General features: G+C 36.0%; 12 protein-coding genes. 4 read left to right on the top strand and 8 right to left on the bottom strand.

Going from position 1 to position 15369, the window contains the following annotated elements; all coding sequences use genetic code 11:
• Window positions 1-24 precede the first annotated feature (24 nt).
• The 3 genes from RHO14_05995 to fdhD all read right to left on the bottom strand — a co-directional run bounded on the left by RHO14_05995 (window position 25) and on the right by fdhD (window position 4487).
• Window positions 25-900 (bottom strand): hypothetical protein, encoded by an 876-nt coding sequence (locus tag RHO14_05995; GenBank protein WVD72351.1) that lies wholly within the window; start codon window positions 898-900, stop codon window positions 25-27.
• Window positions 901-911: 11 nt separating this feature from the next.
• Window positions 912-3449, bottom strand: coding sequence for a type VI secretion system tip protein VgrG (gene vgrG, locus RHO14_05990; protein ID WVD72350.1), 2538 nt, complete (start codon window positions 3447-3449; stop codon window positions 912-914).
• 243 nt (window positions 3450-3692) lie between these two features.
• Window positions 3693-4487: a formate dehydrogenase accessory sulfurtransferase FdhD gene (fdhD, locus tag RHO14_05985; protein WVD72349.1), complete on the bottom strand. Its 795-nt coding sequence runs from the start codon at window positions 4485-4487 to the stop codon at window positions 3693-3695.
• A 113-nt stretch (window positions 4488-4600) separates the two neighbouring features.
• On the opposite strand from fdhD, the gene RHO14_05980 reads away from it, so the two are divergent.
• The gene (locus RHO14_05980; GenBank protein WVD72348.1) at window positions 4601-5131 is read left to right on the top strand and encodes a DedA family protein; all 531 of its coding nucleotides are present in this window, start codon (window positions 4601-4603) and stop codon (window positions 5129-5131) included.
• A gap of 93 nt (window positions 5132-5224) precedes the next feature.
• Here RHO14_05980 and gndA read toward each other — a convergent pair whose 3' ends face one another.
• Together gndA and rho are read right to left on the bottom strand one after the other, a co-directional pair.
• Window positions 5225-6643, bottom strand: coding sequence for an NADP-dependent phosphogluconate dehydrogenase (gndA, locus tag RHO14_05975; GenBank protein ID WVD72347.1), 1419 nt, complete (start codon window positions 6641-6643; stop codon window positions 5225-5227).
• Window positions 6644-6808: 165 nt separating this feature from the next.
• Window positions 6809-8071 (bottom strand): transcription termination factor Rho, encoded by a 1263-nt coding sequence (gene rho / locus RHO14_05970; GenBank protein WVD72346.1) that lies wholly within the window; start codon window positions 8069-8071, stop codon window positions 6809-6811.
• Window positions 8072-8502: 431 nt separating this feature from the next.
• On the opposite strand from rho, the gene RHO14_05965 reads away from it, so the two are divergent.
• Window positions 8503-9612 carry a YcbX family protein gene (locus tag RHO14_05965; GenBank protein ID WVD72345.1) on the top strand — a complete coding sequence of 370 codons (1110 nt, stop codon included), beginning with the start codon at window positions 8503-8505 and terminating at the stop codon, window positions 9610-9612.
• Between the two features lie 222 nt (window positions 9613-9834).
• Here RHO14_05965 and RHO14_05960 read toward each other — a convergent pair whose 3' ends face one another.
• The 3 genes from RHO14_05960 to ilvC all read right to left on the bottom strand — a co-directional run bounded on the left by RHO14_05960 (window position 9835) and on the right by ilvC (window position 13784).
• Window positions 9835-10815: an FUSC family protein gene (locus tag RHO14_05960; protein WVD72344.1), complete on the bottom strand. Its 981-nt coding sequence runs from the start codon at window positions 10813-10815 to the stop codon at window positions 9835-9837.
• A 332-nt stretch (window positions 10816-11147) separates the two neighbouring features.
• Window positions 11148-11747 carry a cell division protein ZapC gene (locus RHO14_05955; protein WVD72343.1) on the bottom strand — a complete coding sequence of 200 codons (600 nt, stop codon included), beginning with the start codon at window positions 11745-11747 and terminating at the stop codon, window positions 11148-11150.
• Window positions 11748-12305: 558 nt separating this feature from the next.
• Window positions 12306-13784, bottom strand: coding sequence for a ketol-acid reductoisomerase (gene ilvC / locus RHO14_05950; protein WVD72342.1), 1479 nt, complete (start codon window positions 13782-13784; stop codon window positions 12306-12308).
• A gap of 151 nt (window positions 13785-13935) precedes the next feature.
• On the opposite strand from ilvC, the gene ilvY reads away from it, so the two are divergent.
• Entirely contained in the window at window positions 13936-14817 is an 882-nt protein-coding gene (ilvY, locus tag RHO14_05945; protein WVD72341.1) for an HTH-type transcriptional activator IlvY, read from the top strand.
• A gap of 123 nt (window positions 14818-14940) precedes the next feature.
• Window positions 14941-15345, top strand: coding sequence for an effector binding domain-containing protein (locus RHO14_05940; protein WVD72340.1), 405 nt, complete (start codon window positions 14941-14943; stop codon window positions 15343-15345).
• Window positions 15346-15369: the final 24 nt, after the last annotated feature.

Genomic DNA, 15369 nt, shown 5'->3' with positions numbered 1-15369 from the left:
TAGTTTCCTTAATAAGTTTGTTCATTAATATTGGCTCTGCTTATACTTAGATAAATTTAACAATTTTTCCATTAATTCTTTTCTTTCAACAAATTTCTCATCGTCAATTTTCTTGCGATTTTTTAAAGACTTATAATAATCATTAAAATGTGGATCTGCATCAACCCCAATACAAAGTGGATCAGCTAAATTGCATTTTGCTAATAACAGAAATAAAAAAGTATGACAATTGGTTTCATCAAAACCATCACCATTCCAACTCCATTCACCATTAAAATTTTGTGCAAATTTTCTGATCTCAGTGAGCACTTGTGCTACTGTTCTAACATCATTTGGCAATAAGTGAGGATTCGTACTAAATATAATTTTATTAGGATTAAGTCGACCATTTTGGTGAGGATCAAATGGTCTGCTTGAAAGTTCATTATTTTTTTTCTTTCTTCCCGCTTCGCGATCGCGTTGATAAGTTAAATCAAGTTTTTTGTCTTCCTTTTTTCTTGCTTCACAATCACCATTTAAATAACCATCCGCTGATATTATTCTTGCGTCACTATATAAAAGATTCATTAAGTTTACTGCACTAAGCCCACCTTTCTCTGGATACCAGCCATAACTTTCACGAAAACCATTCGGCTTAGTGCATGGTTTTATTGGACTAGTCGTAATATCTTGTTCCTTTAATTTCTTAATTCTTGCTTGTTCGATAAAATCATCCGTTTGGTTTTCATCTTCATGAACAACTTCAATCCAATAATGACCGGGATTCTTGCCTTTTTTAGGAATTCTTCGCAATAAAATACCCGCTACTTTCTTAACGCCCGCCTTTACTTTTGTTTGTATATCTTGGTCACTATTACTTGACCACTGGCATACAATTGATTTCAATGATTCTGAAGGCATAAAATTATCCTTTAATTATTTTTATATTTGAATATGACCTCAGCTTCTTCGTAACCTGTCGAAACTATTTCAGTCTTACCTTGAGCATCGGTCTTCCCTTCAGTTATTACCTGATTATTTTTATTTAAAATTTGATATTCTCGGTTAATAATTGGCTTATCAGTTCCATCTTCAACTAAAATAAACTGCTTAAGATAAGGCGCTAATGGTTGTTGTTTTGGGAATGAATAAAGTGTAGGTACCATATTTTTAGGGCCTGAAAAAGGAAACCCTTGTGCGCCGTGTTTTATTAAACCGGGAGCATAAAGTTCAATATTGCCATTAGCAATACGAATATAAGCACCACCGCAAGCAATTGTTATCTCCTTTTTAGCATTAATATCAATGCTATCATCATTACTAATGACTTTAAGTGATTTATCTGCTATTAACTCGATATCACCATTGTGTGCCTGTAGTTGTATTTTTGCTTCTCCACTAAATAGTTTTATGTCTTGTTTTGCAAATACGCTATATTCACTACCAGCACTAACATTAACTGATTTATCAGCCGCAATATTGGTATCTTGTTTACTTGTCAGTAAAATATTTTGTTCAGCATATTGATAGATATTATCTGGAGTAACCGTTGCAATACCTTTAGGGCTCGATAGCACCATACTCGGCTCTGTAAAAGATATGTTGTTAGCAGTTTCAGAAGCAGTATATTTAACAAATAAGTTAAAACTATCACTTCCTTCTAACTTTCCGGAGAGATGGCTTGCCGAACGTTTGGATAATCGTTGTGATACACTTAATCCAGTCTTTAATAATGAAACTGTTTCATCTGCGTCCAAACTTGCTTTTTTTACTCCGTCAGTACCCTCTCGTTTATAAGAAGTAACATACACGCCTTTACCTGCACGAATAACTCCCCATTCATCCGTGCGTAGTTCAAAACCTTCGCCACGTTTTATTTTTTCATTATCAACTAAATGCCCTAAATTAAGTTGGCTTTTGCCGTACTGCGTCGCAAGCTTTATATGTTCTTGCCCACGTTTATCATCCATCCGCAGTTTATTATTGGCGGGAGTACGAATCACATTACGGTGTTTATTTTCGGTAGTTACATGGTCAAGGTGAGTGCTATCATGTAGCGCGTGAGCAATATAAGGGCGGTCAGGATTGCCCCCAGTAAATCCTATTGCAACGCCAGTGCCATCAATCAACGGAAAGTGAAAACCATAGGTATCCCCTGCATATGGTTTGGCAAGACGAACCCATAAGCTCTCTTCGCCTTTTTTCCATGTTTTTAAGTCATAATCGAGTTTCACTCGGTAGCGGCCTTGGGTGTCAATATAGCCATAAGTATCGTTGTCAGGGCTAGTTACCTTTGCTGGGATTGTACCGTTAACTTGTGGCCAAGATATCGGAGTAGGTCGATAAGGTTTTAGCACATCAAAAACAATTGCAGTAAATGTTAAGGCATAACTTTGTGTTCGATCTGCATTACCTTCAATACTAATAATAATAATCCCTTGCGGTAACTGCATAGCTAAAGGATGTCCTATTATATTAATTCTTTGTCCTGGCGATAATTGATAATCATTGCTATGGCCGATAATCTGTACTTGTTCACTTATTTGCTGCTGATGGCGAATACAGGCATACCACTTACCACTTTCTGGTGTGTGTTCATCACCCAACACTTTGTAATGCTCTCCGTAATGGTAATTAATACCTTGAGTTGTCATATTTTTAGGCTGACTATTTAACTCAGTTTGCATATCACTTTGTGCTTGGCGATAATTATAATCTTGCACTAAAACCGATTGTGTCACCGTTTGACTGTGCATAGTTAGATTCCAGACACTATCTACTCCGCCATCGAGCGTTCCTGTCGGTTCTTTATAGATGATATTGCCTTTATCTACAAGCCCTTGCTCATAATCACTAATAACAACTACATCACAGGCATGTTGTGAATGGTTTTCAAAGCGAAACCATATTCCTACATCAAATAAGATTCGCTGAATAAATTCGAGATCATTCTCTTGCCATTGGCTAATAAATTCACGTGTAGGGTAAGTTTCTTTTAGTTCAAGACGATAATCAACCCCAGTAAAGCCATGACGACGCAGTACTTCTTCCACAACTGTCACTATACTTTGCTGTTGATAAATCGCACTGTAATGATGATATTTTAATGTAGCTAATCGTGGCTCTAGAATAATACAGTACTGCGCTTGCTCTTTATTTATTGCAATTTGACTAAATTTAGTCACAACGCCATAGAGTGTTCGTGGTTGTAAAGGTCTATCAAGAGAACTAATTTTTGATATGTTTTGAAGTAAAGATTTAGGCTGAAAAATAAGAGAGGCTTTTTGCGATAAAACCGATTCAATCGTAATTAACTTATTCTCCGATGTAAATATCACCTCATAACACCAAAGTTGATTTAATGCTTCATGACTATTGATTGCGAGAACTGAGGTTGCTGCATCTAGTTGGTCAATAGTGAGTGTATAGTGATTATTGCCCAGCAAAGTAGCAAAGTTGATTTCATCCATGCAAATTCCTTTATTATAATTTTTAAAGAATAAAGCACTATTAATTTTGAGCTTAAAGAATAACAGATAATCGATTTATTTTGAAATAATTAATGTGTTAAGTATGAACAACCTTGTCTGTTTACCTTTTTTCAAGTTGTAGATATTACTTAAAATTGCTAATTATTTTAAAATAGTGATGATAAGAATAGCACTTTTTTATCTCGCCAGTAAAATAGCCTGCATTTAATTAATAAAAATAAATCAAATATCTAACCTATTTTCACCACTATAAATCACGCCCTTTTCACCTCGAAAAAAGCCAACTAAGGTTAAATTACATTGCTGTGCCATTTCAACCGCCATTGAGGTTGCGGCTGACACTGCAAGTAAAATTTCAACGCCGCTATTCGCTGCTTTTTGTACCATTTCATAACTGGCACGGCTTGAAACCAAAATAATGCCTTGTTGATTGGTTTGTTTGGCACGATAACCTAAGAGTTTATCAAGCGCAACATGGCGGCCAATATCTTCAAAGCCAGCAATAAATTCACCATTTAAATCAAGCCAAACGGCGGCGTGGGTGCAACCGGTTTGTTCACCAACGATTTGCACTTGTTTAAGGTATTTTAAGCTACCGGTAAAATTAGCTAGCGAAATTTGTGACAGTAACGGGAGTTGAGGTAATAATTTGCATACTTCATCAATTTGCTCGGTGCCGCAAATACCGCAGCCCGTTCGGCCAGTTAGATTACGACGCTTTTCTTTTAAGCCCATAAAGCGGCGCGATGAAAGCTCAATATGCACTTCAACGCCTTTTACTGAAGTTTGAATCTCAATACCATAGATTTCATTAGGTGATTGAATGATGCCTTCGGTTAATGAAAAGCCAATGGCAAAGTGCACTAAGTCTTTAGGGGTTGCCATCATAACAACGTGGGAAATACCGTTATAAACAAGTGCTACTGGCATTTCTATTGCGATCATATCGGTTTTAGATGCTGCGATGGTTGCATCATTAAATTTATTAACTGTAACCGTTTTAACAACTTCAACCATGACATTAACCTTTGTTTGATAAATTATTTAAACTTTTTTTTATGCGTTCAAGCCAGCTTATTGTAAAATAGATGACTTGAATTACGAAACAAAATCTATCAGTGAGCACAATTATGTCAATACAAGAAATTACCCAAATGATTATGGACTTTATTAAAGATCATCAAGTATGGGCTATTCCAATTATTTTTCTATTAGCTTTTGGCGAATCCTTAGCTATTGTGTCACTGCTTATTCCTGCAACCGCTATTTTACTTGCTTGTGGTGCGTTAATTGGCGCAGATTTAATCCCATTTGTGCCCACTTTATTAGCCGCATCTGTCGGGGCTATTGTCGGCGACTACGTTTCATTTTGGCTGGGCAAGCACTACCATCAAAAAATTATCTCATCATGGCCATTAAACAAACATCCTAAAATGGTCTATCGTGCTGAGCAGTTTTTTCATCGTTACGGCTTAACTGGGGTATTTATTGGCCGCTTTTTTGGTCCATTGCGAGCCATTGTACCGCTAATTGCCGGCGCCATGCATATGCCAAGCTTAAAATTTAATATTGCCAATATCACTTCTGCGCCCGTTTGGGCATTTGTTATGCTTGCGCCCGGCGCCTTTGGCGTAAAATGGCTTGAAACATTATTTGGTTAAACCTGACTAAGTTTCGTTATTTTTTTGTTGTAAGGTTATATTCTGATGTAAAAAAGGCGGTATTCACCGCCTATTAAATGCCAAGTTTACTGACTACTTTTTACCTTCAATGCCCATCCAATCAGTATGGAATACGCCTTCTTTATCGGTACGCTTATAAGTATGTGCACCAAAATAATCACGCTGAGCTTGAATTAAATTAGCCGGTAATACCGCACTTCGATAACTATCATAATAAGCAATAGCTGCCGATAATGTTGGCACCGGAATACCATTTTGCACCGCAAGTGAAACCACATCACGTAATGATTGTTGATAAGCTTCAACGGTTTGTTTAAAGTATGGCGTTAATAATAAGTTATCAACCTGTTGGTTTTCGATATATGCATCAGTAATTTTTTGTAGGAACTGGGCACGAATAATGCAACCTGCTCTAAAGATCTTAGCAATTTCAGCATAGTTAAGGTCCCAATTATACTGCTCAGAAGCTGCTTTTAACTGCGCAAAGCCTTGTGCATAAGAGATAATTTTACCCATGTAAAGGGCCTTACGGACTTTTTCAATTAGCTCTGCTTTATCGCCTTCAACCTTAACTTTAGGGCCACTTAAGACTTTTGAAGCAGCAACGCGCTGATCTTTAATTGCAGATAAATAACGCGCAAATACGGATTCAGTGATTAATGATAATGGTTCACCTAAATCTAATGCACTTTGGCTCGTCCATTTACCCGTACCTTTATTGCCCGCCGCATCAACAATAACATCGACTAAATATTCACCTGATGGCTCTTTATATTTAAAGATATCGGCGGTAATTTCGATTAAGTAGCTATTAAGTTCGCCCTCATTCCACTGAGTGAAAACATTTGCAAGTTCATCATTAGAAAGCCCTACACCGTGTTTAAGTAGTGAATAGCTTTCAGCAATAAGCTGCATATCGCCATATTCAATGCCGTTATGTGCCATTTTGACATAATGACCTGCGCCATTAGCACCAATATAGGCAACGCAAGGTTCACCATTTACTTTAGCCGCGATTTTTTCTAAAATTGGCGCAACTAATTGATAGGCTTCTTTTTGACCACCAGGCATAATTGAAGGCCCTTTTAATGCGCCTTCTTCACCGCCCGACACACCAGTACCAATAAAGTTAAATCCAGCATCTGATAACGCTTTATTGCGACGGATTGTATCTTCAAAATAAGCATTACCACCATCAATAATGATATCGCCTTTATCTAATAAAGGACGAAGTTCATCAATAACCGCATCAGTGCCTTTACCTGCTTGTACCATGATTAATACGCGACGAGGTTTTTCAAGCGAATCAACAAAATCTTTTAACGAATAATAAGGTACCAATTTTTTACCTGGATGCTCGGCGACGACTTCATCAGTTTTGTCTTTAGAACGATTATAAATCGAAACGCTGTAGCCTCTACTTTCGATGTTTAACGCTAAATTACGTCCCATAACTGCCATACCAATGACACCAATTTCTTGTTTAGACATTTTAATCCTCTTCCTTTTAGCTCAATATAGCGAATAGTTGATAAACTAACTTGGTTATTAAACCATATTTAAATAAATAAAAAAAGCCGCTTAAATTAAGCAGCTTTTTTTTATCAATAATAATCAGTTAGTTAAGTAATTAACTCTTTTTTTAATCGATAACACTTATGAACGTTTCATCATGTCAAAAAACTCTTCATTCGTTTTTGTCATTGATAATTTGTCAATTAAGAATTCCATCGCATCAATTTCGCCCATTGGGTTAAGAATTTTACGTAAAATCCACATTTTTTGTAGTTCATCAGGCGAGGTCATTAACTCTTCTTTACGTGTACCTGAACGATTAAAGTCAATAGCTGGGAATACACGGCGCTCAGCAATTTTACGTGAAAGCTGTAGTTCCATATTACCAGTACCTTTAAACTCTTCGTAAATAACTTCATCCATTTTTGAGCCAGTATCAACTAATGCCGTTGCAATAATGGTTAAGCTACCGCCTTCTTCAACATTACGCGCGGCACCAAAGAAGCGTTTTGGTCGATGTAACGCGTTAGCATCAACGCCACCGGTTAAGATTTTACCTGACGCTGGCACAACGGTATTGTATGCACGAGCTAAACGTGTGATTGAATCAAGTAATATGATCACATCTTTTTTATGTTCAACAAGACGCTTAGCACGCTCAATCACCATTTCAGCAACTTGTACGTGACGAGCAGCGGGTTCATCAAATGTTGAAGCGATAACCTCACCTTTTACTAAACGCTGCATTTCGGTAACTTCTTCAGGACGCTCGTCAATAAGTAGTACCATTAATACACATTCCGGATATTTCATAGCTAGGCTTTGTGCGATATTTTGTAGCAACATCGTTTTACCCGCTTTAGGTGGCGCAACAATCAAACCACGTTGACCTTTACCAATTGGTGAAGCTAGATCTAATACTCGCGTGGTTAAATCTTCAGTAGAACCGTTACCACGTTCCATACGAAGTCTTGAATTAGCATGTAAAGGCGTTAAGTTTTCAAATAGAATTTTGTTGCGGGCATCTTCAGGTTTATCGTGGTTAACTTCATTAACTTTTAATAAAGCAAAATAACGTTCACCTTCTTTAGGTGGTCTTATCTTGCCAGATATCGTATCACCCGTTCTTAAATTAAATCGTCTAATTTGGCTTGGCGAGACATAAATATCATCAGGACCCGCTAAATAAGAACTATCTGCTGAGCGCAAAAAGCCAAAGCCGTCTTGCAAAATTTCAAGAACGCCATCACCAAAAATGTCTTCACCACTTTTAGCATGCTGTTTTAAAATAGCAAAAATAATATCTTGTTTACGTAGACGGGCTAAATTTTCAAGCCCCATTGTTTTTTCGCCAAGCGCGACAAGCTCAGAGACAGGTTTCGTTTTTAGTTCAGTTAGATTCATAATTTAATAGGTTCTTGAGGATGATGTTGATATGCATAATTCATTTTTTGTTTATATTTGTGCAAATCTATAAATATTAATAAGCACACTGAGTAATTTTAAATGTCATCTCTTTAATGTAATACAAATTATAACAAACGCCGATACTATTTATTAGTAATATTATATTTTCCACTAATGCTGAGCACTAAAATTATTCAACCATGGTGGATAAATAGAGAGGAATCCCATGTGAGATTCAAGCAATTTACACTAAAATAAGTGCTATGTCTATGACTTAATCAAAAAAGATGTAAAACCATATCTATTTTATTAATCAAAAATACCTTAGATAAGGTTATAACAAGGGGCTGTAATTAAAATATTGGCCGTATATCTTACGCATAATTCAAGTTATAATAGCGCTTTGATTTTGTCTTTTTGTGAGCATTATGGTTTTTGTAAATCAACTCTATATTCACCCAGTAAAATCGATGCAAGGTATTGCGTTAAAAGCAAGTGAAGTGCTTCCATGTGGCCTTAACTATGATCGTATTTTTATGGTTTGTGAACCTGATGGCTCATTTATCACTGCGCGCGAAACACCGCAATTGTTGCAATTAAGTACGACCATAAACGATCAAGGTATTTTAATTACGCTTGATCAACAAAAAAGCGTGCAAGTCAATTATCATGATTTTTCAATAACAAGTGAGCCGACGCAGGTTTGGGGCAATCAGTTTAGCGCCTATATTGCCTCAATTAATGTGAACCGTTTTTTAAGCGAATTTTTACAAAAAGATGTTCAGCTACGTTGGATAGGTAAACAAACCGATCGAAGGGTAAGGCGTTTTCCTAATACACCACTTGGCTTTGCTGATGGTTATCCGTATTTATTGATTAATCAAGCCTCATTTAATTATTTACAGCAGCAATGCCCACAAAAGCTAACTGTCGAACAATTTCGTGGCAATATTATTATTGATGGGGCGTTACCTTTTGCAGAAGATGGCTGGAAAACAATCAAAATTGGGGATATTGTTTTTGATTTGGTCAAACCATGTAGCCGCTGCATGATGACGCGTGTTAATTTGACCACTCATAACTATTTTGCAGATAATGAGCCGCTTAAAACATTACGTTATTTTAGGCAAGATGAACAAGGTGAAATAGATTTTGGTATTAATATGATCGCCAGAAATACCGGAACGATCGCGATCAATGATCGTCTTGAGGTGCTTGAACGTAAAACAGCTAAAAATTATATTAAATCTTTCCCCAAACAAGATCTTAATCAAGCTCAACCTTGCAATATTACGATCGAATCGACATCCTTTGTTGGCAATAATCAACAACCTATTTTAGAACAGCTAGAACAACATGGTATTGCGCTTCCCTACTCTTGCCGCACAGGAGTTTGTGGCCGTTGTCAGATGATCTTAATAGAAGGTGACGTAATGCCAATGACCCAATCAGCATTGAGGCGTAATGATCGCATTCTAGCCTGTAGCTGTATACCTAAAAGCGCCCATATTAAATTACAATTTGTTCGTAAATCATAATTATTACCGCAAATACCCGTCTATATTCGGGTATTAGGCCCAAGCGAAATCAAGATTCTGGATTTTTTAGTTTTTACTTTAGCATTAGTATCAGCAGGGTAATGAGAGGCTTAGCCTCTCGCTTGCGTTTAAAAGGAGTTCTGAGATCCCAAAACTTCTAATTTTTAGCGCTATTTTCAAGCATCTTTATAGGTCACAAATATATATTAAGTTTTAATATTGTTAGCGTATTTTTACTTTTCGAGCTAATTTTAAAACCAAACTAGCACAAATCGCAATGCTGCCACCAATCAATGTTTCATATACCCTAGAATAAGGTAATAAATAAGTCGGATCGTGCCAAAATTCGGTTTCTTCAAGTAGTAATAAGACAAAAACAGTAATGGCGAATGTTTTAAGTACATAATTTAATTTTAGAAAGGTTGGCATTAAGAAAATAACAAATACTAGGATCACAATATCAAAATAGGTGTTTTTGAATAATACAAAATGGAACATTAAAAATAAAAATACTGCGCCTAAAATGCTACCCAAAAAGCGCGATAAAGTGGTTTTTATAATACCAACTTCGAGTGGACGAAGCAGTACAATAAACGTTAATGGCGCCCAATATACTCGGTATAATCCTAAATAATCAGGTATAGCAAGGCTTAAAAATAAGAAAACACTATAGATAAAAGCGCGTAATCCTAGGCGGTCTGGGCTCGTGTATAGCCCTTTGGCAAACAGGCCATTTTTAAATGCCGCGTTGTCATATTTTTTGCGTTTAAGTAAGGTTAGCATTAATAAGCTAACAATAACGCCCGTTAAATAAGCCAATGGTAATTCAATACTTACCGAGGGTAAAGTCGTGCCCATACACGAAAAGATAACAAAAAAAGGAATAATTCGGTCAACATAGACATCTTTATTAAATGTAACGTAATAAAAATATGAAAGTAGAAATAGAAAGAGATAAAAAGGGATTGATAGTTTTAAAATAAAGCCAATTGCCCCACCAACAATGATTAGTGACAATAAAAAAAGCATATAAAATATATTGCCGCTGTCGTCTTTAGCTTGGTAAACAATATTTGCAAATAAAACGGTAAGAATGCCAAATGTGACGCCAACTACCCCAAATAGGCAGTAACCAATCATAGAATTGATTAGGGCGGTAATTAAGAAAACACCGTTATCATTAAAACTAATATAGTTTTTCATTTCGTTAACTTAAATTTTCCCGTTGTATTTAATGAAATATACTCATGACCAAGGAAGATGCTCGAAAATAGCGCTGAAAATTAGAAGCTTTAGGATCTCAGGACTTCATCCTGAACCCGTGCGAGAGGCTAAGCCCTAATCATCCTGCTGATACTGACGCTAAAGTTGAAACTAAAAAAACAAACATCTTGATTTCACTTGGGTATAAATACAATTAAATTATCTAAATATCTAAAAATTTGAGTATAACATAGGCAATACAATAATCGATACCGATTATTATAATTAGTAACTGAAGATATTAAGCTAGGATTTATTTGATGAAAAGAAGATTATGAACATTCTTGATGAAAGAGTTTCATTAATAACTCACTTTCATCATCATTATCGTTTTTATTATCTATTAAGGTACTGTTTTTTGAGACTAAGCGATCGTTCATCACTTTAACCACATCAGTAATATTAAACGTTTTGCCAACCATACTGACATCATTTTGTGCAATTAAGCATACTGAGGCCGAACTCCCTGCTTCTACAACTAAAAGATTAATACGCTCAGCATTATCTTGCGTTTGTGCTTCCACGACTTCAGCAAAAGCAGGTGTAAATAACATCGGTTGCTGAATAAAGTACCAACTTTTAGGCATCTGCGGTTTTAAAAAATTATTGGCAACAATGGCATTTAAGACTAACTCGACTTTTTGTGGTTCACTCAAATTTAGTGCCGAGCAGCTTTCATAAAATTGGTAATACGCACTCGCATCATCAACAGAGAATTGACTAGATTGGAAGGCATCAGGGATCAGCATTTTTGCTGGATAACGAGAACGAAAAATCATATCGCTTGTTATTTCTAACATTAAGCAATCATATTTACTATCGAAATACCAGTGCCAATTATCGCCTGGTCTAATCGTTATCTTATTTTTCATTTCATTATCCTTTAACACATTTGTGTCTATTAATTAATATAACATTTTTGTAAAAAAAATAAACAATTTTATCAAATTATTTTTTTATAATTATATAATTTTTAAAAAGATTAATATTAGATCATAAAATTCAAATAAAAATAAAAATAGATCTATTTAATGAAAAGTTAGATCTATTTTTATTAATAAAAGATCATGGCTTGCTTGTTAAAATAATAGCCTGGTCAGCGCTTTAATAGCGCTGATTTTATTAAGCGAACGAAGTGATTAAGGTAAAAGGCGATCTGATTAATAGTCGTTCAATGATCGATATATATGATGGCGCAGTTAAAATACGATGCCAATGAAGTGCATTGGATCTTGATTTGCCTTGATGATAGAACCGAAAGAATCTAGAAGCTTTGCAAATCTGATATTGGTTGTCTATCTGCCGGTATTTTTTAAACCAACAAAACCTGTTAGATTAGATCTTCAGCCATAAAAAAGAGCGCAAATGCGCTCTTCTATTTTTCACTATAATTAGCTATTACAACAAAATTATAACGAGAATAATTGATATTATCCAGCTACGTTAATTTTTTTCATATCTTTCATGTAGCTACGAAGTTTATGACCGATTTTTTCAATTGGATGATTGCGAATAGATTCGTTAACTTCACGTAATTGTGAATTATCAACGCTTCCCTCTGCAATTGCTTTACCTAAATCGCCCGTTTGTAGTAAAGGCATAAACTTCTCTTTTAATAACGGCACCGCAACGTTCGAGAATAGATAGTTACCATATTCAGCAGTATCTGAAATGACTACGTTCATTTCATATAAACGTTTACGTGCGATGGTGTTAGCAATTAGCGGTAATTCGTGCAATGATTCATAATACGCTGACTCTTCAAGAATACCTGCTTCAACCATTGCTTCAAATGCAAGTTCAACGCCTGCTTTAACCATTGCAATCATAACAACGCCTTGGTCAAAGTAAGTTTGTTCGTCGATCTTACCTTGGTACTCAGCTGCTTTTTCAAAGCCAGTTTCACCCGTCTCTTTTCGCCATTTTAATAGATTTACATCATCATTATTCCAATCTGCCATCATTGTTGCCGAGAAGTGACCTGAGATAATATCATCCATGTGCTTACGATAAAGATCAGACATTAACACTTTTAACTCTTGCGCTAAAGCATTAGCACGTAATTTAGCGGGATTTGATAAACGATCCATCATTAATGTAATACCACCTTGTTTTAAGGCTTCGGTGATAGTTTCCCAACCAAATTGTAGTAATTTACAGGCATAAGCAGGATCAACACCTTCTGCAACAAGTTTATCAAAACATAATAGTGAGCCCGTTTGTAACATACCACATAAGATTGTTTGCTCACCCATTAAGTCAGATTTAACTTCAGCAACAAATGAAGATTCTAATACTCCCGCACGATGACCACCCGTTGCAGCAGCCCATGCTTTTGCAATTGCAAGGCCCTCACCTTTAGGATCGTTTGCCGGATGAACGGCAATAAGTGTTGGCACACCAAAACCGCGTTTATATTCTTCACGCACTTCTGTACCTGGGCATTTTGGTGCAACCATTACAACGGTGATATCAGGGCGGATTTGCTCACCCACTTCAACAATATTAAATCCGTGTGAATAACCAAATGCAGCATCTTGTTTCATGAGTGGTTGAACTGCTTTTACAACTGCAGAATGCTGCTTATCTGGTGTTAAGTTAATAACGAGATCAGCCGTTGGAATTAGATCTTCATACGATCCCACTTTAAAACCATTTTCGGTTGCTTTCTTCCATGATGCACGTTTTTCAGCAATCGCTTCTTTACGCAATGCATAAGAAATATCAAGTCCTGAATCACGCATATTAAGGCCTTGATTTAGCCCTTGAGCACCACAGCCGACAATAACAATTTTTTTACCTTTTAAGAAATTAGCTTCTTGCGCAAACTCGCTACGATCCATAAAACGGCATTTACCTAACTGTGCTAATTTTTCACGCCAGCTTAATGTATTAAAATAATTTGACATTTTTTTTCCTCTGAAGATAAAAATTGAATATCGATGTATTAATCGATTTATTAGTATGGCGCTACTATACTTTATTTTTTTTATTGCTAAAATTGATATATTCAGAACATTACATTGCAAATATTGCAACAATAATCGTTAAGTTGATAATATGGATATTCGTGATCTTAAAATTTTTTTAAACTTGTGTGAAAGTCGTCATTTTGGTTTAACCGCTAAAGCCATGCATATCACTCCATCCACCTTATCAAGGCTAATCCAACGATTAGAAGAGAGCACTAGCCAACAACTCTTTATTCGCGATAATCGTTCGGTACAAATTACTGATGCAGGGCTACAGTTAAAATTATTTGCCAAGCAGGTATTAGCCGATTACCAGCAGTTACAGCAAAATTTAGATAAATCTAGCCAACAATTAACGGGGGAACTCAGCCTTTTTTGTTCGGTTACTGCCGCATACAGTCATTTACCTGATATTTTAGATAAGTTTCGTGTTTTACATCCCCTCGTTGAAATAAAGCTTACAACTGGAGATGCAGCTGATGCGGTAAGTAAAATACAATCTAATGAGGCTGATTTAGCCATTGCAGGTCACCCCAAACAATTACCATCAAGTATAGAGTTTGCTAAAATAGGTGAAATTGAAATGGTGCTACTGATTCCCCGCTTACGTAGTACATTTAGTGATAAACTCCACCAAAAACAGCCCGATTGGCATAATATTCCGTTTATTTTGCCTGATCACGGCCCTAGTCGACACCGAATTGATCAGTGGTTTAAACAAAATAAAATACAATCACCTAAAATATATGCAACCGTTGCCGGTCACGAAGCTATTGTATCAATGGTTGCGCTAGGTTGTGGCGTTGCACTATTACCAAAGGTTGTAATGGAAAACAGTCCAGAAAGAATCCGTGAGCGTATTATTGAGTGGTCTTCAAGTTTAATCGAGCCCTTTGATATTGGGATTTGCGCTCAAAAACGGCGTCTTGCTGAAAAACTTATTGCTGCTTTTTGGCAGCTAGCAAATTGATGGTATTTAATTTTAAAAATTAGCGTGTATACGTGATGAGGGTTAATCACACGATTTGCTAATAGGTGATCAGCTAGAGAGATATAATAGCTAATTCGTTATTTATTTTATTAGGATCGCATTATGTTTTTTGCTGTAAATTCGGTGGTAACCAATAATTTTACTGATGAAAATATGATCAATAAAATCAAAACACTTTGGCAAGATGCACAAGCAAAACTGGCTGATAATACCGGTTGTATTTATGCTATCTATCACCATTATCAAAATGATTACCGTGGTGATTACACGTTATCTATTGCCGTTGATCACCCAGTAAAACATTTTTCAACCACAATTGAGCCCAACCCTATCGATAGCTACGCGGTATTTCAAGTTAATGATGACCATGAGGATAAAATTTATCAAACATGGCAACATATTTGGGCGCTAGAACAAGATAATAAAATTATACGTGCTTATGATATTGATTTTGAAAAATACTATCCAGATGGCAGAGTTGAAATTTACATAAGTTTACTAACCTAACGAAATAAATCAATTTATATTCTT

This window comes from Orbaceae bacterium lpD04, assembly GCA_036251935.1.
In the GTDB taxonomy this organism is placed as follows: domain Bacteria; phylum Pseudomonadota; class Gammaproteobacteria; order Enterobacterales; family Orbaceae; genus Orbus; species Orbus wheelerorum.
Note: the sequence above shows the minus strand (reverse complement) of the source record. Positions and strands in the feature narration are given on the sequence as shown.